The organism is Acidiphilium sp. (assembly GCF_049977125.1).
In the GTDB taxonomy this organism is placed as follows: Bacteria; Pseudomonadota; Alphaproteobacteria; order Acetobacterales; family Acetobacteraceae; genus Acidiphilium.
Map to the genome: position 1 here is coordinate 18,028 of NZ_JBMFGY010000016.1, position 25,116 is coordinate 43,143.

The 25,116-nt window shown below is 61.5% G+C and carries 25 protein-coding genes and 1 tRNA gene; 12 read left to right on the forward strand and 14 right to left on the reverse strand.

The genetic code is table 11. The features are described 5' to 3' along the window. The first annotated feature begins 10 nt into the window (after positions 1-10). From ACP5E6_RS04625 to ACP5E6_RS04670, 10 genes are all read left to right on the forward strand, one after another. Positions 11-96: transfer RNA gene (locus ACP5E6_RS04625), tRNA-Leu, on the forward strand. A gap of 221 nt (positions 97-317) precedes the next feature. Next, positions 318-1,571, forward strand: coding sequence for a sulfite dehydrogenase (soxC, locus tag ACP5E6_RS04630; RefSeq protein WP_427952282.1), 1,254 nt, complete (start codon positions 318-320; stop codon positions 1,569-1,571). Then, positions 1,555-2,373 (forward strand): c-type cytochrome, encoded by an 819-nt coding sequence (locus tag ACP5E6_RS04635; protein ID WP_427952284.1) that lies wholly within the window; start codon positions 1,555-1,557, stop codon positions 2,371-2,373. Before soxC ends, ACP5E6_RS04635 begins: the two co-directional genes overlap by 17 nt. Positions 2,374-2,383: 10 nt before the next feature. After that, positions 2,384-2,737, forward strand: coding sequence for a sulfur oxidation c-type cytochrome SoxX (soxX, locus tag ACP5E6_RS04640; protein ID WP_427952286.1), 354 nt, complete (start codon positions 2,384-2,386; stop codon positions 2,735-2,737). A gap of 10 nt (positions 2,738-2,747) precedes the next feature. After that, positions 2,748-3,254, forward strand: a complete 507-nt coding sequence (gene soxY / locus ACP5E6_RS04645; RefSeq protein ID WP_427952288.1) for a thiosulfate oxidation carrier protein SoxY — start codon at positions 2,748-2,750, stop codon at positions 3,252-3,254. A 12-nt stretch (positions 3,255-3,266) separates the two neighbouring features. Beyond that, on the forward strand, positions 3,267-3,578 hold the full coding sequence (gene soxZ / locus ACP5E6_RS04650; protein ID WP_427952290.1) for a thiosulfate oxidation carrier complex protein SoxZ: 312 nt from the start codon (positions 3,267-3,269) through the stop codon (positions 3,576-3,578). A gap of 168 nt (positions 3,579-3,746) precedes the next feature. Continuing rightward, complete coding sequence (gene soxA, locus ACP5E6_RS04655) at positions 3,747-4,595, forward strand: sulfur oxidation c-type cytochrome SoxA (protein WP_427952292.1); 849 nt, start codon at positions 3,747-3,749, stop codon at positions 4,593-4,595. Positions 4,596-4,606: 11 nt separating this feature from the next. Continuing rightward, complete coding sequence (locus ACP5E6_RS04660; RefSeq protein ID WP_427952294.1) at positions 4,607-4,921, forward strand: hypothetical protein; 315 nt, start codon at positions 4,607-4,609, stop codon at positions 4,919-4,921. Positions 4,922-4,988: 67 nt separating this feature from the next. Then, positions 4,989-6,725 carry a thiosulfohydrolase SoxB gene (gene soxB, locus ACP5E6_RS04665; protein ID WP_427952296.1) on the forward strand — a complete coding sequence of 579 codons (1,737 nt, stop codon included), beginning with the start codon at positions 4,989-4,991 and terminating at the stop codon, positions 6,723-6,725. A gap of 32 nt (positions 6,726-6,757) precedes the next feature. Further along, the gene (locus ACP5E6_RS04670; RefSeq protein ID WP_427952298.1) at positions 6,758-7,174 is read left to right on the forward strand and encodes a hypothetical protein; all 417 of its coding nucleotides are present in this window, start codon (positions 6,758-6,760) and stop codon (positions 7,172-7,174) included. Between the two features lie 42 nt (positions 7,175-7,216). Here ACP5E6_RS04670 and ACP5E6_RS04675 read toward each other — a convergent pair whose 3' ends face one another. The 5 genes from ACP5E6_RS04675 to ACP5E6_RS04695 form a co-directional block, all read right to left on the reverse strand. Continuing rightward, positions 7,217-8,566, reverse strand: a complete 1,350-nt coding sequence (locus tag ACP5E6_RS04675) for a PQQ-binding-like beta-propeller repeat protein (RefSeq protein ID WP_427952300.1) — start codon at positions 8,564-8,566, stop codon at positions 7,217-7,219. A 73-nt stretch (positions 8,567-8,639) separates the two neighbouring features. After that, positions 8,640-9,470, reverse strand: coding sequence for a transcriptional initiation protein Tat (locus ACP5E6_RS04680; protein ID WP_427952302.1), 831 nt, complete (start codon positions 9,468-9,470; stop codon positions 8,640-8,642). Positions 9,471-9,537: 67 nt separating this feature from the next. Next, on the reverse strand, positions 9,538-10,407 hold the full coding sequence (locus ACP5E6_RS04685) for a c-type cytochrome (protein ID WP_427952304.1): 870 nt from the start codon (positions 10,405-10,407) through the stop codon (positions 9,538-9,540). Next, complete coding sequence (locus ACP5E6_RS04690) at positions 10,407-11,063, reverse strand: c-type cytochrome (protein ID WP_427952306.1); 657 nt, start codon at positions 11,061-11,063, stop codon at positions 10,407-10,409. Before ACP5E6_RS04690 ends, ACP5E6_RS04685 begins: the two co-directional genes overlap by 1 nt. A 130-nt stretch (positions 11,064-11,193) precedes the next feature. Continuing rightward, positions 11,194-12,474, reverse strand: coding sequence for an NAD(P)/FAD-dependent oxidoreductase (locus ACP5E6_RS04695; protein WP_427952308.1), 1,281 nt, complete (start codon positions 12,472-12,474; stop codon positions 11,194-11,196). 328 nt (positions 12,475-12,802) lie between these two features. Between ACP5E6_RS04695 and ACP5E6_RS04700 the strand changes: the two genes are divergently transcribed. Then, entirely contained in the window at positions 12,803-14,035 is a 1,233-nt protein-coding gene (locus ACP5E6_RS04700; protein WP_427952310.1) for an OmpP1/FadL family transporter, read from the forward strand. A 190-nt stretch (positions 14,036-14,225) separates the two neighbouring features. Continuing rightward, positions 14,226-15,023, forward strand: a complete 798-nt coding sequence (locus ACP5E6_RS04705; protein ID WP_427952312.1) for a sulfite exporter TauE/SafE family protein — start codon at positions 14,226-14,228, stop codon at positions 15,021-15,023. 117 nt (positions 15,024-15,140) lie between these two features. Here the strand turns inward: ACP5E6_RS04705 and atpC are convergent, their stop codons facing one another. The 9 genes from atpC to ACP5E6_RS04750 all read right to left on the reverse strand — a co-directional run bounded on the left by atpC (position 15,141) and on the right by ACP5E6_RS04750 (position 24,939). Then, a complete protein-coding gene (gene atpC / locus ACP5E6_RS04710; RefSeq protein WP_427952314.1) occupies positions 15,141-15,554 on the reverse strand; it encodes an ATP synthase F1 subunit epsilon in 414 nt (137 codons plus the stop codon). Between the two features lie 4 nt (positions 15,555-15,558). Next, complete coding sequence (gene atpD / locus ACP5E6_RS04715) at positions 15,559-16,989, reverse strand: F0F1 ATP synthase subunit beta (RefSeq protein ID WP_427952316.1); 1,431 nt, start codon at positions 16,987-16,989, stop codon at positions 15,559-15,561. A 23-nt stretch (positions 16,990-17,012) separates the two neighbouring features. Continuing rightward, positions 17,013-17,921, reverse strand: a complete 909-nt coding sequence (locus ACP5E6_RS04720; protein ID WP_427952318.1) for a F0F1 ATP synthase subunit gamma — start codon at positions 17,919-17,921, stop codon at positions 17,013-17,015. 16 nt (positions 17,922-17,937) lie between these two features. Continuing rightward, positions 17,938-19,470 (reverse strand): F0F1 ATP synthase subunit alpha, encoded by a 1,533-nt coding sequence (atpA, locus tag ACP5E6_RS04725; protein WP_427952320.1) that lies wholly within the window; start codon positions 19,468-19,470, stop codon positions 17,938-17,940. A gap of 1 nt (position 19,471) precedes the next feature. Beyond that, entirely contained in the window at positions 19,472-20,050 is a 579-nt protein-coding gene (locus tag ACP5E6_RS04730) for a F0F1 ATP synthase subunit delta (RefSeq protein ID WP_427952322.1), read from the reverse strand. A gap of 176 nt (positions 20,051-20,226) precedes the next feature. Further along, positions 20,227-22,374 (reverse strand): primosomal protein N', encoded by a 2,148-nt coding sequence (locus ACP5E6_RS04735; protein WP_427952324.1) that lies wholly within the window; start codon positions 22,372-22,374, stop codon positions 20,227-20,229. Between the two features lie 9 nt (positions 22,375-22,383). After that, on the reverse strand, positions 22,384-23,478 hold the full coding sequence (ychF, locus tag ACP5E6_RS04740) for a redox-regulated ATPase YchF (protein ID WP_427952326.1): 1,095 nt from the start codon (positions 23,476-23,478) through the stop codon (positions 22,384-22,386). Between the two features lie 153 nt (positions 23,479-23,631). Further along, entirely contained in the window at positions 23,632-24,210 is a 579-nt protein-coding gene (gene pth / locus ACP5E6_RS04745) for an aminoacyl-tRNA hydrolase (protein ID WP_427952328.1), read from the reverse strand. Between the two features lie 6 nt (positions 24,211-24,216). Then, entirely contained in the window at positions 24,217-24,939 is a 723-nt protein-coding gene (locus tag ACP5E6_RS04750) for a 50S ribosomal protein L25/general stress protein Ctc (RefSeq protein ID WP_427952330.1), read from the reverse strand. Between the last annotated feature and the right edge of the window lie 177 nt (positions 24,940-25,116).

A 25,116-nucleotide genomic window follows, 5' to 3' on the forward strand; every position in this document is an offset into this window, starting at 1 on the left:
ACGTTCGGGAGTGGATGTGGCGGAATGGTAGACGCTGCAGACTTAAAATCTGTTGCCCGTCAGGGCGTGCGGGTTCGAGTCCCGCCATCCGCACCAGAGCCTCGACACTTCATATTTAAGTGATATTTCATGAATTTGGCGGCTTCATTTCATTATCCGGCCCCAAATGACCAAACTGGCTGTTTGTTTCCCGCTTCCGGCTTGACATATATCATAAAAACAATACAACGAAACACATAAGTGTTGCTATCGATCACATGATAGACGATCGAGCGGTAACGGTGTCCGAGTGAAACAGCAAAATCCGCCGAGGGGAAATGACCAAACCAAATCGCCGTGATATGTTCAAAATGGGTGCCGCCGCTGGCGCGACCATGATCGCAGCCTCGGCGCGCGCCGCGGGCACCGCCCCGACCGCGCCGCCAGCCGATAATTCCTGGTCCAATTCGCTGGGTCGCCCGGTCGATGCTCGGCCGTATGGCCGGCCGTCAAAATACGAAAGCAGTGTTGTTCGGCGCTATATCCCGTGGTTGTCGCCGACGCGTCTTGCGGATGCGAGCTTCACGCCGCTGCAGGATCAACCGGGGATCATCACCTCGAACGGTTTGTTCTTCGAGCGTTATCACGCAGGTGTGCCGTCGGTCGACCCGAAGGAATTCCGTCTGATGATCAGCGGCCGGGTCAAGAAACCGCTGCTGCTCACGCTCGATCAAATCATGCGCTACCCTTCAGTGTCGCGTATCCATTTCATCGAATGTCCGGCGAACGGCGCCACCGAATGGCCGGCGGCACAGCTCAACTCATTGCAGTTGACGCATGGCATGATCGGGTGTGCCGAATGGACCGGCGTGCTCCTGAAAACCATTCTCGACGAGGCCGGGATTTATCCCGATAGTCGCTGGGTTCTGCCAACCGGCTCAGACGGTGCCCACATGGACCGCAGCCTGCCGATGGTGAAATGTCTCGACGATTGCATTCTCGCCTGGGGCCAGAACGGCGAGGCCATCAGGCCGGAGCAAGGTTATCCGCTGCGCTTGGTCGTGCCGGGGTGGCAGGGCAATGTGAACGTGAAGTGGCTGCGCCAGTTGCAGGTCGGTCGCGAACCATGGATCACCCGCGAAGAAACCAGCGAATACAGCGAATTGCTGGGTGACGGTAAGTCGCTCGGCTTCACCTGGGTGATGGATGCGAAATCGGTTATCACATTTCCATGCCCGGAAAAGCCGCTAACGCAGGGGCCTGGTTTTTATGAAATTCGTGGTCTGGCCTGGAGTGGTCGCGGCAAGGTCAAATATGTCGATGTGTCGCTTGACGGCGGCGTGAATTTCGTGCGCGCCAAGCTCGACAATCCCGTGCTGAACAAATGCATGACCCGATTTACCCTGCCATGGTGGTGGGATGGTAAGCCGGCGTTGATCCAGTCGCGGGTGACCGATGAGACCGGCTATGTGCAGCCGACCATCGTGCAGAAGCATAAATTCTGGGGTCATGACCCCGTCTATGAAAACAATTCGATCCAGACATGGCAGATTCTGGCAAATGGGGCGGTGAACAATGTCCAGCTCTCGTAATCTGATCGCCGTCCTGCTGGGCGGCGCGGTCCTGGCGACCGCAACGGCCTGGGCCGGTGATACCACCACGGCGGTGCCGCCGGGTCACAATGGCGATCATAATTCGACCAAATACTACAAGGGGATCGTTTCGGCGAAGGATTTGAAGGTCTGGCGCGAGGAAGGTACCGGCAACGGTAAGCTTGCGCATTACAAGCCTGCGACAAAGATCGATTATTACAAGATCGGCACAACGCCGACGGCGGCACAGATCACCGGCTGGACCATCGCGGTGCCGCCAAGCGGGCAAAATCTGCCGGTTGGCTCAGGGACCGCGGACAAGGGTGCAACGATCTACGCCAGTAATTGCGCGATGTGCCACGGCGGTTTTGGTGAGGGTAAAAACAACTATCCGGCGCTCGTTGGCGGGGTTGGTTCGCTGGGATCGCCAAGTCCCGAAAAAACAGTTGGGAGCTATTGGCCTTACGCAACGACGGTGTGGGATTATATCAATAGGGCGATGCCGTTTTATGCCCCCCACACGCTCAAGCCGGATGAGGTCTATGCGCTCACCGCGTATATCCTCAACATGAACGGCATCACCAAGAGCGCCTGGGTCGCCGATGCCAAATCGGTTCCCCTGGTCAAGATGCCCAACCGCAATGCGTTCAACTGGAAAGACCCGCGTCCGGTTACGCATAATGTCGCTTGCATGAAAAACTGCGTCAGCCCATCCTCGATCAAGATTACATCGAACGCCGTGACGATGAATCTGACTCCGCGGATGACGGGTCCGGTCGATCATATGAAAAACGGCAAATGATGGAGAGGTCATGAAGATTATCGCGACTGCCGTTGCGTTGGGTGTGATCACCAGCATGATATCGCTGGGGATCGCGTCAGCCGCCACCCCGGCCGAGATCGCTGCCGGTGAAAAACTCGCGACGACGACCAATGAAGGCAATTGTGACGCCTGTCACATGTTTAAAGGCGCGGTTGAGGCCGGCAACATTGGCCCTCAACTCAACGACGTGAAATCCATGGTGCCAAACCGTGCCGAGTTCTATAAGATCATCTACGACGAAGAGGCCCGTAATCCGTCGACGATCATGCCGGCTTTCGGCAAGAACCAAATACTGACGCCTAAGCAGATCAACGAAGTCATCGACTTCATGTACACAAAGTAAGCGAGGAAATATGACCGATATCAATGGATTGACCCGGGTCTCGGCCAAGCGCCGGACCATTTTGACTGCGGTTGCCGCCGGTGCGGCTGCCAGCATCGTATTGCCGCGCTTCGCCCGCGCGGCTGACGCTGCCGCTGCGCCGAGTGCCAAGGATTATCCGATGAAGGCCTTCACCCAGAAGACCGAAGCGGCAACCTTGCAGGCAATGTACGGCACCTCGACCGTGACTCACTCGGCCGACGTGTCGATGGACGCACCAGATATCGCTGAAAACGGTGCGGTTGTTCCAATCTCGTTCGATTCCAAGGCGAAGGACGTCACCGGAGCCGCTATTCTCGCGATCGACAATCCTTTCGTGATGGCCTGCGCCTATAAAATCCCGGCCGGCACCGATCCCGCGATTTCAAGTCGCGTCAAGCTCGGTAAAACCACCAAGGTCGTGTCGGTCATCCAGGCCGGCGGCAAGCTGATGAGCACGTCAAAGCAAGTCAAGGTCACCCTTGGCGGTTGCGGTTAAGGGAGAAGCACAATGGCACATCAAATTCTGGTCCACGCAATGACGTCGGGCGACACCACAACGGTCGAAGCCTTGGTCAAGCATCCGATGGATTCCGGCTTCGTCAAGGATGCCGCCGGAAAAATCATCCCGGCACACTACATCGAGGTCATCGAATTTACGCATATGGGTAAAGTCGTGCTCACCGGCTATTGGGGTCCGGCGGTTTCAAAAAACCCGTTCATCAAGTTCTCCTTCAAGGGGGGCAAATCGGGTGATCCGATCGGCGTATCCTGGGTCGATAACAAAGGTGAGACGGCCACGACATCGTCGAATATCATGTAATGCAACCCGGGCGGCGATGTCATCGCCGCCCGGTCTCGTTGTGTCACTATCCAAGCGCCTTCGTCATCAACCAATCAACCGCTTGGTTCGACGGAAACGCTGCGTCACCGTCGTTCCAGCCGCAACGAAACGATCGACGGCGTCTCATTCATCGGGGAGGATGAATTCATGAAATTTCCGCTTCTGGGCTTGGCTATTACAGCGTCGCTGGCGGCCTCGACCGTCATCGCCGCTGCCGCCACGCAGCCCGATCCATCTGCCGATACCAAGGCCTTTCAAGCCTATTATCAGCAGCGTTTTCCGAAGCTGCCGCTGAAGGATTACGTCAACGGATCGTATAATTTCAGTGCCTCGTTGCGCAAACAGTGGAAGCAAATTCTTGAATTTCCGCCGTATTCCTTTGCGGTCGATAACGGCAAGACCTTGTTCAACACCAAATTCCCCGATGGTAAAACCTACGCCTCCTGCTTTCCCAACGGGGGCATCGGCATTGCGCAGAACTATCCGATGTTCGATGAAAAGACCGGCAAGGTCATGACGATCGGCCTCGCGATCAATCAGTGCCGGGTCGAAAACGGCCTCAAGCCGCTGAAGCTGACCAAAGGGCCGCTCGCCGATATTGACGCCTACATGACCTCGACCTCGGATGGCAAACCGATTGATGTCGTCGTGCCGCACACCAAGGCCGCGCTCGCCGCCTATACGGTGGGGAAGGAATATTTCTATTCGCGGCGGGGACAGTTGAATTTCTCCTGTGCCAGCTGCCATCTCCAGGCCGCCGGAATGCATCTGCGCGGTGATCTTCTGGCGCCGGCGTTGGGTATGACCGCCTCGTTCCCGCTCTATCGGTCGAAATGGGGCGATATGGGCACGCTGGTGCGCCGCTTCATTGGCTGCAATGAAAAGGTCAAAGGGGCCCCGTTGAAGCCGAACTCGCCGGTTTACGCCGACCTCGCCTATTTCTTGACCACCATGAGCAACGGCTTGCCGGTCGCCGGCCCTGGATCACGGCCATGAGGATCGTGAAGATGAAAAATCTGGCCCTGTCCCTGTTTATTCCCGCCGTGTTTCTCGCCGGGGCTTCAGCCCAGGCCGCAACGGCATCAAAAGCCGATGCCGCGAAAGCGATTTCCACTGCGGCGGCGACCATGAAGACCGCTGCCTCCTATGACAATCAGTGGCTCGAAACCGTCGCCGATTTCAAAGCCGCCAAAGCCGCCGATGCCAAGGGTGACTACAGCACCGCGGTGAAGAAGGCCGATCGCGCCGACACGCTGGCCAAACTCTCGATCAACCAGTCCAAGGCGCAAAAGAAACTCTGGCAGAACGAAGTGCCGAAATAGCGCTCCATGCCGGGCTGGCTTCTGCCGGTCCGGCGCTGCCGCGCCCCGACTTGAGGAAAGGATTGCCATGAAAGCGACACGACGCGCGGTACTCACCGCGGCGGCAAGCACGGCGTTAATGCCACGCTTCGCCTTTTCCGCCACCGACCCCTACGATGTGCCGATGCAAGGGGACGTTCGGATTATTCACGAAACCGACACCCATGCCAATGCCCTTCCGGTCCAATTTCGCGAACCGAACCAGAATATCGGCGTCGGCTCGATGGATGGCCAACCGCCGCATTTCGTCGGTCATAATTTCCTCAAACATTATGGCATGCACACCGGCACGCGCGATGCCCACGCCTTTACCTTCCTCGATTTCGAGGCGCTCGCGCATCGTTACGGCAAGCTTGGCGGTTTCGCCTACCTGAAACCGGTGATCGACAAATTGCGCGCCGGCGCCGGTAACGGACGCTCCCTCCTTGTCGACGGCGGCGATCTCTGTCAGGGCACCGGTCCGGCCAACATGTCCGGCGGGCTCAACATGGTTGCGCTCGGCAATATGCTCGGCATCGACGCGATGACCGGCCATTGGGAATTCACCTATGGCCAGGACGGCATCGAAAAGATCATCAAGGCGCTGAACGGCAAATTCATCGCCCAGAATGTGTTTCTCTCCGCGGAAGCCGGCATGATGGGCGCGCCCGCGTTCGATCAGAAAACCGGTTCGGTGTTCGAACCCTATATCATTCGTGAACTCGGTGGCTATCAGGTCGCAATCATCGGCCAGGCCTTCCCCTATGTGCCGATCGCCCATCCCCGCCGCTTCGTGCCCGACTGGCGCTTCGGCATCCGACCGGACAACATGCAGAAGGTCGTCGATCATCTGCGTACCGTCAAGAAGGTCGATACCGTGCTGGTGCTCTCGCACAACGGGATGGAGGTCGATCTTAAAATGGCCGCCAACGTCACGGGCATCGACATCATCCTCGGTGGCCACACCCATGACGCCGTACCGGTTCCGGTCATCATCAAGAACGCGAGCGGCAAAACGATCGTGACCAACGCCGGCACCGCCGGCAAGTTTATCGGCGTGCTCGATCTTGAACTCGCCAAGGGCAAGCTCAAGGATCTGCACTACAAATTGCTGCCGATCTACACCGACATGATCAAGCCGGACGCCGCCGTCGCCGCCGAGATCACCAAGGGCTACGCGCCATACCAGAAGATGCTCGACGAAAAAATCGCCGACGTCGATACCCTGCTCTATCGTCGCAATAATTTCTACGGCTCGGTCGATCAGGTGATCATGGATTCCTGCATGGAAGAGATGGACGCCGAAATCGCCTTCTCGCCCGGCTTCCGTTGGGGCAATTCCTTCCTGCCCGGCAGCGAATTCACCATGGGCGACCTGTTGACCGAAACCGCCATCACCTACCCGATGGCCTACACCCAGATGATGACCGGCGCCGCGATCAAGTCGATGATGGAGGATGTCTGCGATAATCTGTTCAACCGCAACCCGTATTACGAACAGGGTGGCGACATGATCAGGGTTGGTGGCATGAACTACGCCTGCGCCCCGCGCAAACTGATCGGCCACCGTATCTCGGAAATGACCCTGCCGAACGGCAAGCCGGTTGAACCCAACAAGACCTATAAGACCGTCAGCTGGGCCTCGGTCTCGCTGCCCCAGACGGGCAAGCCGGTTTGGGAAGTGGTGGCGACCAATCTCAAGCGCAAAAAGACCATCAAGGTCACCAAACCAAACCAGGTGAAATTGATTGGCGTCGAAGGGAATCCTGGTCTAGAACCGGCCTAATGGTCACTCGGCGGTTTCTAACCGGAATAGCATTGGCGGGGCTGCCGTTTGGCGGCCTTGCCAGCACACGTATCGCACGCGCAGCGAGCAACCCGTTCGCGACCCATAAGCTGGTGCTGCAACTCTCGGACGATTCGATGGAGAAGCAGAAGGCAATCATCAGCGGGGCCAACTCCGTCCTCAAAGACTACCCAGACACCGTTTCGATCGTCGTGGTCGCCTTTGGCCCCGGCGTTCAGATCCTCTACGCCAATTCCCCACTGCGTCAGGCGGTGGACAGTCTTGTGGCCCAGGGCGTCGAGTTCGACGTCTGCATGAACACGATCGACACGATCAAACGCCGCACCGGCCATGCGCCGAAGCTCAATCCACACGCGATTCCAGTGGCTTACGGCATTCCGCGCATTATGGAGCTGGTGACAAAGGGTTATATCCTGGTTCGTCCCTGAAGCGGGCGGCCATGATAACGGCCGGCCGCTCCAGGGCGTGGATCAGGGCTTGGCGTCCAGCATCGTCAGCGGTATCGCCTGCATGAACCCGTCATTGGTGCCGATGAAATAGGTGCCACCGACCGCAACACCGTTCTGCGGGCCGTAGCCACCCTGCTTCTGGTTATAGACATGCAGCACCTTGCCGGTCGCCTTGTCGAGCGTGACGATCTCGCCTGAACCGGTCGGCTGGATCACATAATGGCCGACAATGGTCGGCGCCGCCTTCATCCCGACCTTCAACGGTGTCGACCAGATAATTTTGCCTGATTTTGCGTCGATCGCATATTCGTCATGGGTCACCGGACTTCCGGTATAAACGACGTCGCCAGCAATCGCGGGAACGGCATCCTTGTTACGGGGCGGGGTCTTGCCGGTCCCGAGGGTTTTCGACCACAGGATTTTGCCGCTGGCGATATCGATCGCGATTTCCTCAGAGCCGGATGTCGCGGTCTGCGCCTTGGTGCGGGTTTCGATCTGGCCAATCGTTTCATGACCAACCACCGCCCAGGTGCCATCACCGCCGCTGCTCGAAAAAATATTCTTCGGATGCACCGTCCACACCCGTTTCCCGGTCGCGGCATCGAGGGCGTAGATGTTGCTCGGATGCGTGCCGCCCATGATGACGATATTTTGTTTGGGGTCGAAACTGGCCGATGACATGCTGACAAAGGATTTGATCGGCGTCTTCCATTTGAGTGCGCCGGTCGCGGCATCGAGCGCATAAACATGACCATCGCCATTGCCGAACAGCAGCATCCCATGATCGAACACTGCGGTCGGCATGTCCTCGCCCTTGGTCGGGAACGACCATACCAATTGACCGGTCGCGGCATCGACCGCGTCGATTGCCGAAACATCGGTGCCACGGATCACGGCGGCGCCCTTGGTGCCGAATTTCTTGGCGTGGCTGAACGCGAACACCGAATTCCCGGCGCCGATGAACACCAACTGCTTACCACCCGCATCGGCGACGACCGGTGTGGTCATCAACTGGTTATAGGCGTTGAACGACCACTGCAGCTTGCCGGTTTTGGCGTCGAGTTTGTAGAGATAGCCATTGTCGTTCGGCGCATACACCGATCCATCGACCACGGCGACGCCGATCGGGAACCCGACCAGATCGCGGATGATCGTGTTGTTCTTGACCGCTTTGCGTGCGTCAGCCGCACCGGGCACCTGATAAGTCCAGGTGACACCGGGAAAGGCCGAGGCCAGCATCGCGTTATGGCCAGGTTGCAGGGCATACATCGGCCACGAAGACGGCGTGTCGGCGGCATGCGCGGCCATTGTCAGACCGGCGATCGTGGCGATCGCGGCGATGCCGGACCATGCGGATAATGTGCGTTTCATGATGGGTCGATTCCTTGGGCGGTATCAAAAACCCCGGCCACAGGGGCCGGGGAGGATCGGGAACGAAGGTCGCTTACTTGGCGTATTGATAGCCCGCGAGCTGCAATTCCGGCAGGGTGCCGACCACGCCGGGCGTGAGCACCGCTCCGGGGATGAGGTGATTGGTGAATTCCGCCGCCATCGCCGGATGGGAGAGCTTGTCCGGGTTGATGCCTTTTTTCATCATGCCCATCGTGAGCTCCCACACCTCGTTGTGGCAGGCACAGAATACCACGCCGCGGCGCTGCAACACAGCGATGCTGTTGTCGGCCGGCGAGAACACCCCCATCGGATTATTGTAGTCGGCCGGGTTGGCCTTCGCCGCCGGCGGGGTTTCAAGCCAGGTGTTGGATTTGATCTTGCCGCCAGTGAATTTGGTGAAATACTTGTCCCAAATATACGCGTCGTACAACGCCATATGAGCGCTGCCATGGGTGGCCGACACCGCGATGAAATCCGGATGCTTAAACGACCAGATCTGCGCGTTCATCGAATTGCGCATCAGGTTGAGCCAGGGGCTCGCCAGAACCGTGTTGTCCCATACCTGCTTCGGTCCGCCGGAATAGGTGAGCAGCAGGTGCAACGCCTCGCTGTCGTACTCATCGGAATTGGTCAGGATCATCGGCACGGTCTTGAAATTGCGCCGGCGCGGCGCCTTGGCCAGCGCGTCGGCCAGGGCCTTCATCTTGGTCGCATTCGCTGGAATGAACGAACTACCCATCGACATCGCGGCCTCGGCAACGCCGATCGGCGACAGGGCGGCGCCAATCGCGGCGAGGCCGATGCCGGCCGCTGGCATCGCGAGAGTCGTGCGGCGGCTGAAATTACGGTGATCCTGTTCCGGTTGGTCGATACTGTCGGTCATTGTGTCGCTCCTCTATGATGCGCCGCCGGCATGATGCCGGTTTTGCGGTGAACTACAGACGATCCGGCTATTTCGTGGCGCCGAGCACCTGCCCATTGACGGTTTCGCCGTACATCGAAAATTTATTGTTGTGGAACTTCGCGCGCGTCGCCGCGACCGTGCCGAGAAACCGCGGGTCCTGCGGACGGTCCTGGCTGTCGATATAGGTGGCAACATCCCAGGCCTGCTGCACGCTCAGCGTGCCGACAGCGCCATAGGGCATATTGGCATGAACAAATTCGGCGGCGTTCTTGATGCTGCCCATGCCCGCGCCCCAATTGAACGACTGGTTCCCCCAGAGCGCCGGAAACACGGTTTGATCATGGGAGTACTGACCTTGCCCGTCAGCGCCGTGGCAGATCGAGCACTTGGCCTTGTAAACCGCCAGACCGGCGGCGTAGGTCGCCGGCTTGGGCGGGGCGGCGAGCTTGGGGTAGCCGCGCCCCGCGAGGACAGCGCCGGTCGGAGCGCCGGTCGCCAGCCAGTAGGAATAGGCTTCGAGCGCAATGATGGTCTGACTGCCGAGCGCCGGCACCTTGCCATTTTCGCTGAACCGGAAGCAGCCCTGCAGCCGCATGCCGAAATTATTCACCTTCTTGTTCTTCGTTCGATAGGCCGGATACGCGGTATAGGCCGCCCACATCGGCGCCGAACCGGCCAGCCGCCCGGCATCCAGATGGCAATTGCTGCAATTGAGCGCGTTGCCGATGATGCCATGGGCATAGACCGTGGTATGGCGGAAAATATTCTCGCCCAGCTTCACTTCGGCGCCGAATTGCTTGCCCGGCATCGCGGTATCCGGCGGTGGCGTGAAGGCGATCGGTTTGGCAGGGGCCGGCGCGGCCTGTGCCATGGCGATCGTGCCGATGAGGCCGAGGGACATGATGGAATAACGCATCACGGCGCTCCTTTCGCGTCGCCCGGCTTGGGCAGATCGGTCGGGTTGGCCGACAAGGCGGCATAATAGCCGGCGACCGCGTCGATCTGCGCGGCGCTCATCTCGCTGGCGACATTGCGCATCATATGCAGCGGATCATTTTTGCGGCTACCCTTCTGCCAATCGACCAGCTGCGCCGCCAGATACGCTTTCGGCTGCCCCGCCAGGCGCGGAAATGCTGCCCCGACCCCAACACCATAGGGGCCGTGGCACGAGTTGCAGGACGGCACCCCGGTCAATTGATGCCCCCAGTCACCGTTCATCGCCAGAGTGGCGCCCGACCCGCCGGGCAGCGGTGTCGGCTCCTTCTCTGCCGGCACCGGCAGGGCCGCATAATAAGCCGCAATCGCGGCGCGGTCGGCGGCGGTCAGCGGGGCCGCGATCTCGGCCATGATCGCATTGTAGCGTGTGCCGGTTTTGAAACTATGCAGCTGCCGGCTCAGATAGATTGGCGTCAGCCCCGCAAGGGCAGGAATGCCATCGGCCGCGTTGCCGAGTCCGGCGGCGCCGTGACAGGCCGCACAGGAAGCAATCTGCGGCGGCGTTGCGGCATCGGCGCTTGCGATCGCGGCAATGGCCACGGCGGCCAGCACCCACCGCACTGAAACGAAGTTCATTCTTGGAAACTCCTACCACAGGGTTGTTAGGATGCTTTGTCTGTCATGACCAAGCGACCCCCGCCGATCAATCCGATCTCGCGTGGCGATCGATCACGATCAGGCGATATACCATGGGATTCGCCCGGCGTCAGACGACGTCGGCAAAAACCCGCTCCTTATGCGCGATTTTGACGTCGATGCCCCGCAGCATCACCTGCCAGTACAAAAACGGCAGGAAGTCTTTTTTCAGCCGCCACGACGAATAGCGCGGCACCCGCGGGTCGAGCGGAAAACTCGGCGTCACCTTGCCGCCATAGGTGAATTCCGCGAGCACGATCCGGCCGTAATCGGTGGTCAGCGGGCATGATCCGTAGCCGTCATACTGGGCGGTGCCGACCTCGGACTTCATTGCCGCGATGAGGTTCTGCACCACCACCGGCGCCTGGATGCGCAGGGCCGCCAGCGTTTTGCTGTTCGGGCTGTTGGCGGCATCGCCGAGCGAGAAAATATTGGGATAGCGAACATGCTGCATGCTGTGCTTGTCGACATCGACAAACCCGGTCGCATCCGCGATCGGGCTGCCCTTGAGAAAATCCGGCGCGCTTTGCGGCGGCGTCACATGGATCATGTCGTAGTCGCGCACCACCTCGCGCGTCGTCTCATCGGCGGCGGTCACGGTGAAGATCGCCTTCTTGGCCTTGCCGTCGATCGCGGTCAGATTGGTCCGATAATTTTCCTCGATACCATGACGCTTCATCGCCGCCTTCAGCGGCGGCACGAAGGACTGCACGCCGAACAGCCCGGGCAGTGCCGTGCAGAACGCGATATCGGCGCTCCCGCGCGTGCCGGTCCGGCGCAGATGGTCGGCGGCGAGATAGGCGATTTTCTGTGGCGCGCCCGCGCATTTGATCGGGCTCGGCGGCTGGGTGAAGATCATCTTGCCGCCCTTGAACGATTTGATGCACGCCCAGGTGTAGGCAGCGAGATCGCCGCGATAATTGCTGCACACGCCACCGGAGCCGATCGCCTCGGCCAGGCCATCCACCCTGTCCCAGTCGAGTTGCAAGCCGGGACACACGATGAGGAACCGATAGCCGAGCATCGTGCCGTCGGCCAGGCCGACCCGGTCATGCTCCGGATCGAAACGCGCCGCTGCCTGCTTGACCCACTCGACCCCCCGGGGAATGAGCGCCGCTTCCGGCTTGATGGTCTGCTCCAGCGTGAACACCCCGCCCCCCACCAACGTCCAGCCCGGCTGGTAGGCGTTGGTGTCGGTCGGATCGACGATGGCCATTCGTCCCTGGATCTTGCCACGCAGCATCGCCGCGACCGTCAATCCGGCGGAGCCACCGCCGATGATCAGAACCTCGTAGAAAGCCGCCGCCGCGCGTGCGGCATCGTCGGTCCGATTGCTGGTGGAATCGAGCATCCTGGTTTCCTCCTTCATCCTATAATTTCAGGGCGTCCATTGACTCAGGCACGATGGTTATGTGTCGATACATATACACATATTCTAAAAATGTAATAGATACCCCGCTCACGCGCCTGAGAACCCAGCGCCAAGGGTGGCTGACGGGCAACAATGCGATTAATCGTCGGGATTCGATATATTCAACTTGATTTATATAAGCACCATGGGCTAACCCCGGCATCACAAAGAGCGGAGTTTCAAAGTTCCGTATCGAGTTTCGTAAATTAAGAACGGGGAGTTAACGATGCGGACAATCAAGATCACTTGCGTTACAATTGCGACTCTGTTGGCCACTCCGTCGGCCGGTTGGGCGACGGCGGGATATTTCCAGACCGGCTATGGCCAGAAGGTCATCGCCATGGGCGGCGCGTCGGATGGCGAAGCTACGGGTGCCATGGGCGGGGCCAACAACCCGGCGAGCATTTCGTTCTCCGGTGAAAGTTTCTCGATCGGCGGCACCTATTTCGATCCGAGCCGCAGCGCCAGCCGCACGGGCAATCTCTACGGGTTGAACGGGTCATCCACCAGCAAGGATGACAACTTCCTGATCCCCGAAATGGGCTTCAACGCCCCGATCAACCAGCGTCTGGCCTTCGGGATCACGATTTATGGCAACGGCGGGTTGAACACCGATTATCCCGGCTCCGCCATCTCCTGCCCGAATCCGCAAACCGGTAAGCTCGCGCCGGGCAATATGCTGTGCGGACCCGGACATCTCGGCGTCAATCTCGAACAGCTCATCGTCGCGCCCTCGCTGTCCTACAAGCTGACGCCGAATTTCGCGGTCGCGGTATCACCACAACTGGTCTATCAGGTCTTCTCGGCTGAAGGGATTCAGCCCTTCGAGCAGGTTTCAAGCAATCCGGGCGCCGTGACCAACCGTGGCGGCGATGGCTCATTCGGCATCGGCGTCAAGATCGGCTTCTTCTGGCAACTCTCACCGCAGGTCTCGCTCGGCGGCACCTATTCGCCACAGGCGGATATGGAACAGTTCAAGAAATATGCGGGATTGTTCGCCGGCAGTGGCGCCTTCAACGTGCCGGCCAGTTTTTCGGTCGGCATCGGCTATCGCCCGATTCCAACCCTGCTGTTTGCGGCCGATTTCGAGCGTATCCTCTACAGTGCCGTCCCCGCGATCGGCAATTCCAGCTCCAACCGGGCAGCGCTCGGTTCCGGCAATGGTCCCGGATTCGGCTGGCAGAATATCAACGTCTTCAAATTCGGCGTGGCTGACAAAATCAACCCCAACTTCACCCTCCGCCTCGGCTTCACCCACTCCGGCAACCCGGTGACGCCCGCAAACGTCACTTTCAACATCCTCGCCCCCGGCGTGGTGCAGAACGAGCTTGCCGGCGGCCTGACCTATCATCTCAGCCCGCAGAACGACATCACGCTCACCTATCAGCACGCGTTCAACAACACCGTCTCCGGCCCGACCAGCGTGCTTCCCGGCGGCGGTACCGACACCGTCTCGCTGCTGGAAAACGCCGTTGGCATCGGCTTCCTGCACAAAATGTGATCGGATTTTGTATAACAAACGAATTCGTGATCTCCTGATCGTCATATCAATCATTGAACTAACCGCCTAGTCTATTGATTTGTCATCGCAAGATGAATATTCGATGGGCTGAATAAAATACTGAAACGACGCACTGAAAATCCTTCAGCGCGTCGTTTTGGGTTAAATTGGCTTTTGTTGGAGTGTCACGATGATTGAATTGATACTGGCGGTGATTTCCGGCAGCACCGTCGGTTTTGTTCTCGGCCTGATCGGTGGCGGCGGCTCAATTCTGGCAACCCCTCTGATGCTCTATGTCGTCGGATTGAAACCCCATGAAGCGATCGGCACCGGGGCGCTTGCGGTCTCCGCCAATGCCTTCGCCAATTTCGCCGGCCACGCCCGCCGGGGCAATGTGCGCTGGCGCAGCGCGATCATCTTTGCGATCCTCGGCATCGCCGGCGCCATGGCCGGGTCGAGCCTCGGCAAGATCGTGGATGGCAAGAAGCTGATCTTCCTGTTCGCGGTGTTGATGATCGTGGTCGGCATCCTGATGCTGCGACGCAAGGCGCCCACCGCAGCCCAGCTCGCCAAGTCGCACGAACCCGAACATCTGACCCCGAAATCGATCGTGCTGGTCTGTCTTGCCGCCCTCGTCGTCGGCGCCCTCTCGGGATTTTTCGGCATCGGCGGCGGTTTCCTGATCGTGCCCGGCCTGCTGTTCTCGACCGGCATGCCAATGATCTTCGCGATTGGCTCATCCCTGCTCTCGGTCGGCACCTTCGGCCTCACCACGGCCGTCAACTACTCGATCTCTGGTCTGGTCGACTGGCGGGTCGCGATCGAGTTCATCCTCGGCGGCATCATCGGCGGCCTGATCGGTACCCGCCTCGCCGTTGCCCTGGCACCACGCCGCGCCGCGCTCAACCGCATCTTCGCGGGTCTCGTGTTCGTCGTCGCGATTTACATGATCTATCGCAACGCCGCATCGGTCGGTGTTCATTTCTGAACCCGAAGGATCATCACCCGGCGCGGTCACACCGCGCCTCGGAGACAAGAAAGGCCAGGGTGGCATGCCCTGGCCTTTCTTGTATCCATGTCTCAAATCACCGATGTCGGCGGGGGATCACCGATGTTCGGGTGCCAGCGCGTCGACCCTTGCCTGGGCGGTGATCAATTGATCGGAGGCCCGGCGCCAGGCGACGCCATCGCTTTCATCGACATCCCGATAATCGGTCTCGGCCTGCGCCAGCTGACGGGCGGCTTCATCGGGGTTGATTTCCGAGAGTTTCATGATCTGGTCGGCGAGCACAGTGCAGCGCTCGCCGGTAACCTCGGCAAAGCCGCCCGAGACGAAGAAGCGATCGATGATCTCGTCGTCCTCATAGATGTCGATCATGCCGCCACGCAGCGAGGTGATCAGCTTCGCATGGTCGGGCAGGATGCCGAGGTCGCCTTCGGTGCCGGGAATGACCACCATGGAAACCTGCCGCGCGAGCAGCAGGCGTTCCGGGCTGATGATTTCGAGCGCGATGGTCATTGGATCACACCGTGGCGTTCAGGGACTCGGCTTTCTTTACCGCGTCCTCGATGGTGCCGACCATGTAGAAGGCGGATTCCGGCAGATGATCGTATTCGCCGGCACAAATCGCCTTGAAGCTGCGCACGGTGTCTTCGACCGCGACGAACAGGCCCGGCGAGCCGGTGAAAACCTCGGCGACGTGGAACGGCTGCGAGAGGAAGCGTTCGAGTTTACGGGCGCGGGCGACGGTGACTTTATCGTCCTCGGACAACTCGTCCATGCCCAGAATCGCGATGATGTCCTGTAGCGATTTGTAGCTTTGCAGAATGCGCTGCACTTCGCGGGCGGTATTGTAATGCTCGTCGCCGACGATGCGCGGGTCGAGCGCGCGTGAGGTGGAGTCGAGCGGATCGACCGCCGGGTAGATACCTTTTTCCGAGATGGCGCGGTTGAGTGTTGTGGTGGCGTCGAGATGCGCGAAGGAAGCGGCGGGGGCGGGATCGGTCAAATCGTCGGCGGGGACGTAAATCGCCTGGACCGAGGTAATCGAGCCCTTCTTGGTCGAGGTGATGCGCTCCTGCAGCGCGCCCATGTCGGTCGCCAGCGTCGGCTGATAGCCGACGGCGGAGGGGATGCGGCCGAGCAACGCCGAAACTTCGGCGCCGGCCTGGGTAAAGCGGAAAATGTTATCGACGAAGAACAGCACGTCCTGCCCTTCCTCGTCGCGGAAATATTCAGCCATGGTCAGCCCCGAAAGACCCACGCGCATGCGCGCGCCCGGCGGCTCGTTCATCTGGCCATAGACCAGCGCCACCTTGGAGCCTGCGGTGGTGTTCTCGCCGAGCTTGATGACGCCGGCATCGATCATTTCATGATAGAGGTCGTTGCCTTCGCGGGTGCGCTCGCCGACACCGGCGAACACCGAGACGCCGCCGTGACCCTTGGCGATGTTGTTGATCAGTTCCTGGATCAGCACGGTCTTGCCGACGCCGGCGCCGCCGAACAACCCGATCTTGCCGCCCTTCAGGTAGGGGGCGAGCAGATCGATCACCTTGATGCCGGTGACCAGGATTTCCGATGAGGTCGCCTGCTCCTCGAAACTCGGCGCGTCGCGATGGATCGGCATCGTCTTCGCCTCGCCGATCGGGCCGCGCTCATCGATCGGCTCGCCGATCACGTTCAGGATGCGCCCGAGCACTTCCGGCCCGACCGGAACGGCGATGGCATTACCCGTGTCGGTGACCTCGGCGCCGCGGGCCAACCCGTCGGTACTATCCATCGCGATGCAGCGAACCGTGCGTTCCCCGATTTCCTGCGCCACCTCGAGCACCAGGCGGCGATCGCCGACCTTGGTTTCAAGCGCGTTGAGAATGAAGGGGAGCTCGCCTTCGAACTGCACGTCGATCACGGGACCCATGATCTGGGTGATGCGGCCGGTGTTGTTGCTTGCCATGATTCTGCTTTCCTAACCCAAACTCACAGCGCTTCGGCGCCGGAGATGATCTCGATCAATTCGCGTGTAATATTGGCCTGACGGGTACGGTTATAGTTCATGGTCAGGCGGTTGATCATATCCCCGGCATTGCGGGTCGCCCCGTCCATCGCGGTCATCTGGCTGGCGTAGAACCCGGCGCTGCTTTCGAGCAGGGCGCGGTAGATCTGAACCGCCAGATTGCGCGGCAGCAGTCGCTCGAGCAGCGAGCCGTCGTCGGGTTCGATCTCATAATCGGCGCTCGCCGAGGGCACCTGATCCCGTCCGCTCTCGGCGCGATGATTGTCGTTCGCCGGGCCGCCCGCCGCCGGGATCAGCGGCGTTTCCGCGACGGTCTGCACCATGATCGAGACGAAGCGGTTGAACATCAATGTGCACACATCGAAGTCGCCGGCATCGAAGGCCGCGATGATCCGTGCGGCGATGGCCTCGGCATCCTTGAATTCAACCGCTTTTTTGCCAACGAAATTGACATCGCCCATCATGATATCGGCCATGTCGCGCCGGAAACTGTCACGCCCCTTGCGCCCGACCGCGAAAATCCGCACCGATTTGCCCTCGGCGATCAACGCCCGCGCCTTGGCCTTCGCCGCGCGGCTGATCGAGGCATTGAACGGACCGGCGAGGCCGCGATCGGCGGTCACCACGACGATCAGGTGGCGCTGGGTCGAACCGGTGCCGACCAGCAGTTTCGGCGCGTTCGGATTATCCGCCGCCCCCTGCGCGAGCGCCGCCATCATCGCCGCCATCCGCGTCGCATAGGGCTGCGCCGACTCGGCCTGGCTCTGGGCGCGGCGCAGCTTGGCGGCGGCGACCATTTTCATCGCCTTGGTGATCTTCTGGGTCGATTTGACCGAGGCGATTCGGTTGCGAAGCGATTTCAGGCTGGGCATGGGAAGATTCCGCCGATCACGCGAAGCTGTTGGTGAAGGATTTGATGAAGTCGATCAGCTTGGCCTCGGTATCTTTTTTGATCTCACGATCGTCGCGGATCGCGTTCATGATTTCCGGAGCCTGGGCCTTGAGTTCGGACAGCAGCTGAGCCTCGAAATCACCGATCCGGCCGATCGCGATGTCGTCGAGATAGCCGCGGGTCCCCACGAAAATCGACACCACCTGCTCCTCGACGGGCAGCGGATGATACTGCGGCTGCTTCAACAACTCGGTCAACCGCGCGCCGCGGGCGAGCATTTTCTGGGTCGCGGCATCGAGGTCGGAGGCGAATTGCGCGAAGGCCGCCATCTCGCGGTACTGCGCGAGTTCGAGCTTGATCTTGCCGGCGACCTGCTTCATCGCCTTGATCTGGGCGGCCGAGCCGACGCGCGAAACCGAGGCCCCGACATTGACGGCGGGCCGGATGCCCTTGAAAAACAATTCGGTTTCAAGGAAAATCTGGCCATCGGTGATCGAGATCACATTGGTCGGAATATAACCGCCGATGTCGCCGGCCTGGGTCTCGATGATCGGCAGCGCGGTGAGGCTGCCACCGCCGAATTCGGCGGACATTTTCGCGGCCCGTTCGAGCAGGCGCGAGTGCAGATAGAACACATCGCCCGGATACGCCTCGCGCCCCGGCGGACGGCGCAGCAGCAACGACATCTGACGATAGGCGACGGCCTGTTTCGACAGATCGTCATACACGATGAGCGCATGCATGGCATTGTCGCGGAAATATTCGCCCATCGCGCAGCCGGTATAGGGGGCGAGAAACTGCATCGGCGCCGGCTCGGAGGCGGTGGCGGCGACCACGATGGAATATTCCATCGCGCCGTTTTCCTCGAGGGTGCGGACGAGCTGGGCGACGGTGGAGCGCTTCTGGCCGATCGCGACATAGATGCAGTAGAGTTTCTTGTTCTCGTCGTCCTGCGCGTTGAGCGGCTTCTGGTTCAATATCGTGTCGATGATGACGGCGGTCTTGCCGGTCTGACGATCGCCGATGATCAATTCGCGCTGACCGCGTCCAATCGGGACCAGGGCGTCGATCGATTTAATGCCGGTTTGCATCGGTTCGAACACCGACTGGCGCGGCATGATGCCGGGGGCTTTGACCTCGACGCGGCGGCGTTCGGTCGTCACGATCGGGCCTTTGCCGTCGATCGGGTTGCCGAGCGCATCAACGACGCGGCCGAGCAGACCCTTGCCGACCGGCACATCGACGATCTCGCCGGTGCGGATGACGGTGTCGCCCTCGCGAATTGCGCGATCCTCACCGAAAATCACGATGCCGACATTATCGTTTTCGAGGTTGAGCGCCATGCCCTTGACGCCGGCGTTCGGGAATTCGACCATCTCGCCGGCCATCACATTGGCGAGGCCGAAGACGCGGGCGATGCCGTCGCCGACGGACAGGACCTGTCCGGTTTCAGCGACATCGGTTTCGGTGTCGAAACTCGCGATCTGCTTTTTCAGGATCTCGGAGATTTCAGCGGGGCGGATTTCCATATCAGGCGGCTCCCTTCATTACATGGCGCAGCCGTTGCAGGCGCGATTTCAGGCTTGTGTCGTAGAGTTTCGAACCGATTTTCACGATCAGTCCGCCGAGCAATGTCGCATCGATCGATTCACGGATCGTCACCCGCCCGTAACCCGCCTCGGCGAGGCGGGCGGCGAGTTGGGCGCGCTGGGTATCGGTGAGCGGATGGGCGGACGCCACGTCCGCGGTCATGATGCCGCGCTTCTGCGCGACATAGGCGGCGAATCCGGCAATCAGATCCGGCAGATCATGCAGCCGTCGATTGGCGATGGCGACGCTGATGAAATGGCGCACCAGATCGGAAAACCCCTGAGCGGCCAGCACCGCCTCCATCGCCCGCGTACCCTCGGCGGCATCGATGCCGCGGCTTGCGATCAGTCGCTGCAAGTCTTTGGAGTCGCCGATCAGAGCGCCGAGCGCGGCCATCTCCGAAACGATCTGATCGAGTTGCTTGCGCTCGTCGGCCAGATCATACAACGCGCGCGCATATCGCGCGGACAAACCTGAGGCCCGTTCGGGCGTCGACGATGCAGCTATGGTGGACGACACAGATGTGACCCTGCTCTCGGTTCATTATGACGTTTCTATCCCAGATCGACCCGAACACGACATCCATCGGATGAACATGGGCGCGTTTACCCGCTCACGCTTTCACCAACCGCCACGGTCGATGAACGTGATGAGGGCGCACTAGCATAGCCCCCCCGCGCACGCAACATATGCAATCACAAGAATGAGATAGGATCGATGTCAATATCGACCCGCGCGGCGCGGGGCAGCTCCGTCCGGGCGAGCCAGTCGCGCAGGATCGGTTGCAGGGCGACGCGGCGCGGGCCTCGTACCAGAAGGCGGCGGCGATGGCGGCCGCGCAGCATGGCAAAGGGCGCGGGCGCCGGACCGAGCACGATGATGTCGCGCTGTGGTGCGGTGCGGGCAAGGGCGGCCGCGGCCTGATCGGCGAGGCCCGCGTCCATCGCGCTGACGATGATCGCCGCGAGGCGGCCGAACGGCGGCCAGTGGCCGGGTTCGCGGATGGCGGCCTCGGCGGCGCGAAATCCGGCGAGATCGCCCGAACACAGGGCGCGCATCACCGGATGATCCGGCGTGTAGCTCTGCAACAGAACCCGGCCGGGCAGGGACGCGCGACCGGCGCGGCCGGCAACCTGGTGAAGCAGCTGGGCGCTGCGTTCGCCGGCGCGCAGATCGCCGCCGGCAAGCCCGAGATCGGCATCGACCACGCCGACCAGAACCAGATCGGGGAAGTGCCAGGCTTTCGCGATCATCTGGGTGCCGATGATGATGTCGATCTCATGCGCGACGATGGCGCGGATGGCGGCTGCGGTCTGCTCGGGGCTGGTGATGACATCGCTCGCCATCACGATGCGGCGCGCGTCGGGGAAGCGTTCGGCGACTTCCTCGGCGATGCGTTCCACGCCGGGGCCGATCGGGACGAAACTGTGTTCGGCCTGGCAGGACGGGCAGATCGTGGGCGCGCGCTCGGTATGGCCGCAATGATGGCAGAGCAGGCTGGTATGGCTGCGGTGTTCGACCAGCCAGGCGGTGCAGTTGGGGCAGTTCAGCCGATGGCCGCAGGCACGGCAAAGGGTGAGCGGGGCGTAGCCGCGGCGGTTGAGGAACAGCATGGACTGGCCGCCGCCGGCCAGCGTGGTGGTGAGGGCCTCGATCAGCGGGGGGGCGAGAAATTTGCCGCGGGCGGGTGGGGTGGCGCGCAGGTCGAGCGTTTCGATGCGCGGCATGGTGGCCCCGCCATGGCGGGCGGCGAGGATAATGTGGCGGTAGCGGCCGGCTTCGGCGTTGATGCTGGATTCGAGGCTGGGGGTGGCGGAGGCGAGGATGCAGCCGGCCTGCGAGAGGCGGGCGCGGACCACCGCCATGTCGCGGGCGTGGTAGATCACGCCGTCTTCCTGTTTGTAGGCGGCTTCGTGCTCTTCATCGACGATGATGGCGCCGAGATCGGTGAAGGGAAGGAACAGGGCGGAGCGGGCGCCGAGCACGAGTTGGGCGGTGCCATTGGCCACATCGTGCCAATTGGCGCGGCGGATGGCCGGGGTGAGGTTGGAATGCCAGAGCGTCGGCATGGCTCCGAACCGGGCGGCGAGGCGGGCGGTGAATTGGGCGGAGAGCGCGATTTCCGGCAGCAGGACCAGCGCCTGACGGTGCTGGCGGAGGGCCTCGGCGATGGCTTCGCAGTAAACCTCGGTCTTGCCCGAGCCGGTGACGCCTTCGAGCAGGGTGACGCTGAACGCCTTGGCGGTGATGCCGGCGCGGAGGATTTCGGCGGCGCGCGCCTGTTCAGGCGAGAGTGTCGGTGGGGCGGCATCGGGGTCGAGCCGCGCTGCGGCGGCGTCGCGGCGGGCGGGGATCAGCAGCCCGGCATCGGCCATCGCGCGGATCAGGGATGGCGAGACGCCGGCGGCAGCGGCGAGGGTCGCGGTGTCGGGCCGGTCGAGGGTTGCGATTGCGTTCAGCACGGCCTGACGCCGGGCGGTGGTCGGGGCGGGTGCGGCGACCCAGCCGAAGCGGTCCGGCGGGCGGTCCAGCAGATTCGATTTCAGCGCAAGGGCGAGCACCTCGCCGCGCGGGGCCATGGTGTAGTTCGCCACCCAGTCGATGAACTGGCGCAAGGTGGCGGGCAGGGGTGGGATGTCGATGATCGCGGCGACCGGCTTGAGGCGGTGATCCGGCACCGTGGCGTCGGGCCGGGTGTCCCAGACCACGCCGTGGACCATGCGCTTGCCGAGCGGGATGGAGACGATGGTGCCCGGTGCCGGGATGTCACCCGCCGGCAGCGTGTAGTCGAACGTGTGGTCGAACGGGTAGGGCAGCAATACCGCAACGCGGGTCGCGGTCATGACGCTGGCTCAGACGTTGAAGCGGAACAGAAGGACGTCGCCATCCTGCACGATATAATTGCGTCCTTCGATGCGCAGCTTGCCAATCTCGCGTGCGCCGGCTTCGCCGTTGTTGGCGATGTAGTCGTGATAGGCGATGGTTTCGCAGGCGATGAAGCCGCGCTCGAAATCGCCGTGGATCACGCCGGCGGCGGCGGGGGCGGTGGTGCCCCTGGTGATGGTCCAGGCGCGGGTTTCCTTGGGGCCGACGGTGAAATAGGTGATCAGGCCGAGCAGATCGTAGCCGGCGCGGATGACGCGATCGAGCCCGGAATCGGACAGGCCGAGACCTTCGAGGAATTCGGCGCGTTCGGCGAGCGGCAGTTGGGCGACTTCGGCCTCGATGGCGGCGGAGACGACGACGGATCTGGCCCCCTGGGCGGCGGCCATGGCGGCGACGCGGGCGGATTGGGCGTTGCCGGTGGCGGCGGCGGCTTCTTCGACATTGCAGACGAACAGGACGGGTTTGGCGGTGAGCAGGTTGAGGCGCTTGACCGCCTCCTCCTCGCCCTTGGGGATCGCGGTGCGGGCGGGTTGGCCGGCTTCGAGCGCGGCGAGGATGGGTTCGACCAAGGCGAGTTCGGCGGCGGCGGCGCGGTCGTTGCCGCGGGCTTTTTTCTGCAGGTTGGGGACGCGTTTGAGCAGGGAGTCCAGATCGGCGAGCATGAGTTCGGTTTCGACGGTTTCGGCATCGCGCAGCGGGTCGATACTGCCTTCGACATGGGTGACATCGTCATCGACGAAGCAGCGCAGCACGTGAACGATGGCATCGACCTCGCGGATGTTGGCGAGGAACTGGTTGCCGAGGCCCTCACCTTTCGCCGCGCCGCGAACCAGGCCGGCGATGTCGACGAATTCGAGGCTGGTCGGCACGGTCCTGACCGATTTGCCGATCCGGGCCAGCTCGTCCATGCGCGGATCGGGCACGGCGACGCGGCCGATATTCGGCTCGATGGTGCAGAACGGATAATTCGCCGCCTGCGCCGCGACAGTGGCGGTGAGGGCGTTGAACAGAGTGGATTTGCCGACGTTGGGGAGGCCGACGATGCCGCAGTTGAAGCCCATGATTTTGCCTAAGGTTAGGTGAGTGAAGAAGACTTCTTTTTTGTAAAAAAGAAGCAAAAAACTTTTTTTCGCGGGTTCTGAGGCACGGGGCCGTCAGCGGCTACGCACCAGATTAATAAAAGTTTTTTGGTTCTTTTTTACAAAAAAGAACCCTTACCCCACCCCTTTCGTCTCAAGCGCAACCTTGGTCATGAACGCCTCGGTCTTGTCCGTGGCCAATAGGGTAGCGGCGTCGGACACGGCCTCAAGTGTGGGAACCAGCCAGTCCTCGTCGCCTTTGGCGAAATTGCCGAGCACCCAGCCGTGGACGCGGGATTTGTCGCCGGGATGACCGATGCCGAGGCGGACGCGCCAGTAATCCGGGGTGCCGAGGTGCTGGTCCATGCTGCGCAACCCGTTATGGCCGGCGGCACCACCGCCGCGTTTGACCCGGATTTTGCCGGGGGCGAGGTCGAGTTCGTCGTGGAACACCGTGATCGCCTCCGGAGTGAGCTTGTAGAAGGCGGCGGCGGGTTGAACGGATTGACCGGAATCGTTCATGTAGGTGAGCGGTTTGAGGGCCACGATTTTTTCGCCGCCGATGGCACCTTCCGCGACCAGGCCGGAAAACCGCCGCCGCCACGGGGTGAAACCGTGGCGGTCGGCGATGATGTCGATCGCCATGAAGCCGATGTTGTGCCGGTGCCGCGCCATTCCCGGTTCGGGATTGCCGAGGCCGACCCACAGCTTCACGGCGGGTTACTTCTTGGCGGCGGGCTTGGCGGCGGGCTTGGCGGCGGCCTTGGCCGGTGCGGCCTTCGCGGCGGGGGCGGCGGCCTTGGCCGGACCACCCTTGCCACCCTTGGCCGGTGCGGCTGCCGATGCCGCGCCCGGCTCGGGCGCCGCTTCGGCGATCACGGTCGGGGCGGCAACGGTCGCGACCACGAAATCACGGTCGGTAATGGTTGGCTTGGCGTTTTCGGTGCCGAGCAGATCGTGCCAGCGGATATTGTCGTTGATGTCGAGCGGGCCGAGATCGGCGTCGAAATGATCGGGGATGTTGTCCGGATCGCACAATACCTCGACGGCGTGACGCACGACGTTGAGCACGCCGCCACGCTTCATGCCGACGGAGATACCTTCATTGATGAAGTTCACCACAACGGCGACGCGCACCGGTTCACCGACGGCGAGTCGCTGGAAATCGATATGTTCGGGCTGGTCGGTGACCGGGTGGAGCTGGACGTCGCGCATCAGGGCGCGTGTCCGGCCGGCTCCGGTCTCGATTTCATAGAGGCGCGAGCGCCAGCCGCCGCGCTTGAGTTCACGCATGACGATGCGGGGGTCGAGCGCGATCAGGGTGGGTTCCTGCTTCGCGCCATAGATCACGCCCGGCACCAAGCCGGCTCGCCGTGTCGCCCGCGCCACCCCCTTGCCGGCTCGCGCACGATCCTCGGCCGTGATGGTCTCGAAATTGGCCATGTGTCGCTCCTTTGAAAACACAAAAAACCGGCCTCCAGGGGTGCCGGTTGGCGGTGAGGTAGCGGATGACGGGGGATTAGGCAAGATTGAGAGCGGGAGGCAGGGCGGGGCGATGGGGAGCCGTGCTGATGCGAGCGTATTTGTTTTGGTAACGTAACGATTTGGGCGTGCGAAAGC